Origin of the sequence: uncultured Ellagibacter sp., from assembly GCF_934636505.1 — a bacterium.
Lineage (GTDB): Bacteria > Actinomycetota > Coriobacteriia > Coriobacteriales > Eggerthellaceae > Ellagibacter.
On the sequence record NZ_CAKUAL010000106.1, the window covers coordinates 1 to 4,015 of the forward strand.

Here is a 4,015-nt window from a genome sequence, read left to right on the forward strand (position 1 = left end):
TTCCAACTGCGCGTATGTGAGCGCCACCGACCTGCGCGCCACAAGCGCCGTCGCCACCCTCAACAAGCAGCGTAACGGCGGCGAATGGGACAACTACTTCGTGCTCTCAACCGGCGGGCAGAACAATGGCTATCCCGTCCTGAAGTGTTTCGCAAATTCCATCTCGACCACTCCGCTTTCAGGCGTCACGGCGACGTGCGCGGAGAACGCGCCCTACACCGGCGGCGAAGCCATTCCGCGCCTTGAGGTCACCATGGGAGGAAAGACCCTCACCCAGGATGTCGACTTCTACGTGGTACCGCAAGAAGGAGCAACCGACCTCGGCGACGGCTACAGCGCGAGCATCGTCGGCATCGGCTCCTACGCGGGCACGCAAAGCAACGTGTGCACCTACAGCATCGTGAAGGGCAACCTTGCGACCTGCCTCGTCTCCATCAAGAGCAGCAAGTTCGACTACTCGGAGAAAACGCTCACGGCAGACGACATCACCGTCACCGACGCCTACGGCAACAAGCTCCCCTCCGACTGGTTCACCTACACCTTCAAGACCTGCGTCTACAATGGATCGAATACCACGTATGCAGGCCAGACCATGGTCGAGCGCTACATCTCGCCTAACAAGAGCATCAACATGACGCAGACCGCACCCGAGTGGTCTGCCGACGGCGTGTACCACTACGGCTACTACCCCGTGGTCATCTCCCCCACCGAGTCGGCTCCCTACACAGGCGAAACCGAGGGCCTGTTCAAGATCACGCCGGCAAGCCTTATGACCGACGTCGACATCGAGTACATGGTGTGGGACGGCGAGAACCTCGAGTGGAACGACAAGGCTATCGCGTTCGAGAACGGCGCCCCCGTGTTCAACTACACCGGCTCGACGATTAAGCCGACCATCTCGAAGGTGACCTACAAGGGACACACGCTCGTCGAGGGCACCGACTACCAGCTCGTCTACGGCAACCCCAACTGCGACACGAGCTCGAGCAACTACACGCAATACGCCAACGTCGGCGACCCTGGCAAAAACGAGGTCGGTTGCGTGACCGTGCGCTTCAAAGGTGGCGGACGGCCCTTCGACTTCGACAACTTCGTGAACATGTACTTCATCATCCACGGGCAGAACGCGCCCGCGCCGACGAGCATCGACGACTGCACCATCGTCGTGAACGACCAGGCATACACCGGCAAAGACATCACACCGGTGAAGGTCTACGCTCCCGACGGAACCGAGCTCAAGGGCGAAGATTACAACGTGAAGTACGAGAACAACAAGGAGATCGGCACCGCCACCTTCACCGTTCGCGGCTCGCGCTCCTACACCGGAAAAGCAACCGGCAGCTTCGTCATCTACGACAAGGCCGACCAACTCGGCTACGAGGACGTCATCGCGACCGACTGGTACGTGAAGGACGGCACGCTCAAGTTCTGCAAAGACTCGGGCCTCATCAAGGGCATAAACGACACCACGTTCCTCCCCTACGGCGAGCTTACCCGCGCTCAGATGGCCATGGTGCTCTGGCGCTTCGCCGACCCTGATGCGGCAGCCGCCTGCGATCCCGACAAGACCGCAAACGAGACCGGCCTGCCCGACGTCTTGGACAACGTTTGGTACACGGGTGCTGTGAACTGGGCATTCGAAAACGGCATCATCACCGGCTACAAGGATCCTGTAACCGGCATCGCTACCGGCTACGGCCCTGACGACCCCGTCACCCGCGAGCAGGCGTGCCTCATCCTCATGAACTACGCGAAGTCGCAAAACGGCGTAGACGTCGCCGCAGAGACCGACCGCACGAAGCTCGACGCCATGCCCGATGCCTCCCTCGTCGATGAATGGGCGAAAGACGGCGTGGCCTGGGCGCTTACGCGCGGCGTCATCACGGGCTACAACAACCCCGACGGCACGAAGAGCATCGCCCCGATCCGCAGCATCTACCGCTGTGAAATGGGCAAGATCATGAAGAACTGCACGTCCGACAACCAGATCATCACCCCGCCGACCGAGAAGGGTCAAAGCCTGAGTACCGCAGATGCGACTGTGCTCGCCACCAGCGAGAACGCCTCGCCCGCAAACGCCGATGCCGCTTCCCCCAAAGCTGTTGCCGCGGCGAACAACGCCGCGAGCACTGCGGAAAACCCCGAGGCGCTCGCATCAACCCCTGCCCATCACGAATCCTAGAAAGACTGATCCATGCTCGAAATCGCACAAGCACTTTACCTGACCGACATTCTCCATGCGGTCGCGCAGGGGCTGCTGGCTCCCGTCATCATCGTCCTGCTCGCGTTCATCATCTACGCGGTCTTCCTCATCGGAAGCGTCATCGTCGAAGCGGTGACCGAACGGCGCAACTTCCGCATCGTGATTTCGAAGTTCTTGACCTCCATCGCCTGCGCGAAGGAAGAGGACCTCGCCGACGTCGTGATCGACTCGGGCCTTCTGCGCCGCCAGAAGGTGTCGCTGCTCACGCTGTGGAGCTACCGCTCGCTTCCGAGCGAAACGCTTGAGACACTCGCGAAGCGCCTGTTCGCCGTCCAGGAGCTGCGCTACGGGCGCATCACCGGGCGAACCGACGCGGCTGTGCGCCTCGCCCCCATGTTCGGCCTCATGGGCACCTTGATCCCCCTCGGCCCCGGCATCGTTGCCCTCGGCCAGGGACAGACCGACGTGCTCGCAGCCTCGATCGGCGTCGCCTTCGACACCACGGTCGCCGGCCTTATCACCGCGGGCGTCGCCTACGTGGTCGGCCGTATCCGCGGCAACTGGTATGAGAACTATCTCGGCGCGCTCGAGGCAGCCATGTGCACCATGCTCGAGAAGATTGAGAAGGAGCGCGAGGCAGGTATTGTGACCACCGTCGGCGACGGCGTCGACGTGGAGGCCATTATCGCCCGCGCAGAGAAGGAAATGAGCGATAAGGGCATCTCTTTGAAGGAGCTCGTCGGCGCTGCAGGCGAAGAGCCGCGCGAAACCGACGCCATCCCCTCCAAGGAAGGCGAATAACCATGGCGCACGGATTGCGAAACGGCGGCGGGCTGCGCGGAGGGCACCTGCGCTCGAAAGACGATGCCGATCCCATGGCGTCGGTGGCCAACATCGCAGACATCATGCTCGTGTTCGCGTGCGGTCTCATGATGGCGCTCGTCACCGTCTGGAACATCGACTTCACCCCCCTCTCCGAGCTTCAAGACAAGCAGCTCGAAGCGATCGACACGCCCGAGGACATGCCTGAGGACATGGCCGACGCGGGCAACGCCTACGTCGAAAAGGGCATGGTGTACCAGGACCCGAAGACCGGCAAGTACTACATGGTCACCGAGGACAAAGACGCGATGGACGACGACCTTTCGAGCCAAAGTGCCTCGTCAAGCGACTCGACGGCAAAATCCGACTCGTCGAGCGCGAGTTCTAGCTCATCGAGTTCCAGCTCAACCAGCAAGTCCCGTGCCGCGAGCCCCTCGGGTTCCACCAGCGCGAGCGGCTCCTCGTCGAGCGCAGCTGCCCCCGACAGAAGCGCCGGGGCCGACTAGCGAACTATCCTTTACCGAGTTTTATCTCTATTGGGGATATTTCGCGCTATACTATCCACAAACCTGTATATTTGGGTTTTGGAATATAGGAGTAGGGAAATAGAAAGAAGGAAAAGGAGGTTTCCATGTTATCGAACGCCAAAAAGGCCTGGCATATTGCGCTTGCATTCGTGCTCGCCACGGCACTCGCATTGCCGAGCCTTGCATTCGGTCTCGATGGAAAGGGAGACACGTCAACTGCCGCCGATGGCACGATGGCTGTCTACGTCGAGGATGAGGCGGGCAACACCGCCCTCTTGAAGTCCTACACTGCCGAGGAGTTCGCGGCTCTCGCGACCGAGGTCGATGCAGGCTACCAGTACACCAAAAACGACAATGTGAACGTTCTCGCCGTCAAGAAGCTCGTCGAGTTTGACAAGCTCATTGCCGACGCAGGCGCTTCCGCATACTGGACGGAAGGCGCCAAGCTGCAGTTCACCTGCAC

Annotated in this window: 4 protein-coding genes; all 4 read left to right on the top strand. The window is 60.9% G+C overall.

Annotated features, from left to right (window positions below):
* On the top strand, nt 1-2,182 hold a 2,182-nt coding region (locus tag Q0G18_RS09005; protein WP_297152244.1), incomplete at its 5' end, for an S-layer homology domain-containing protein.
* Nucleotides 2,183-2,194: 12 nt separating this feature from the next.
* Nucleotides 2,195-3,004 (top strand): MotA/TolQ/ExbB proton channel family protein, encoded by an 810-nt coding sequence (locus Q0G18_RS09010; protein ID WP_297152247.1) that lies wholly within the window; start codon nt 2,195-2,197, stop codon nt 3,002-3,004.
* 2 nt (nt 3,005-3,006) lie between these two features.
* On the top strand, nt 3,007-3,531 hold the full coding sequence (locus Q0G18_RS09015; RefSeq protein ID WP_297152250.1) for a hypothetical protein: 525 nt from the start codon (nt 3,007-3,009) through the stop codon (nt 3,529-3,531).
* 125 nt (nt 3,532-3,656) lie between these two features.
* A partial coding sequence (locus Q0G18_RS09020; protein WP_297152253.1) for a hypothetical protein occupies nt 3,657-4,015 on the top strand: 359 nt, incomplete at its 3' end.

Excerpts from the sequence above, each read along its gene's own strand:
- Q0G18_RS09010 (WP_297152247.1), top strand. The coding sequence starts at position 2,195 with ATGCTCGAAATCGCACAAGCACTTTACCTGACCGACATTCTCCATGCG.
- Q0G18_RS09015 (WP_297152250.1), top strand. The coding sequence starts at position 3,007 with ATGGCGCACGGATTGCGAAACGGCGGCGGGCTGCGCGGAGGGCACCTG.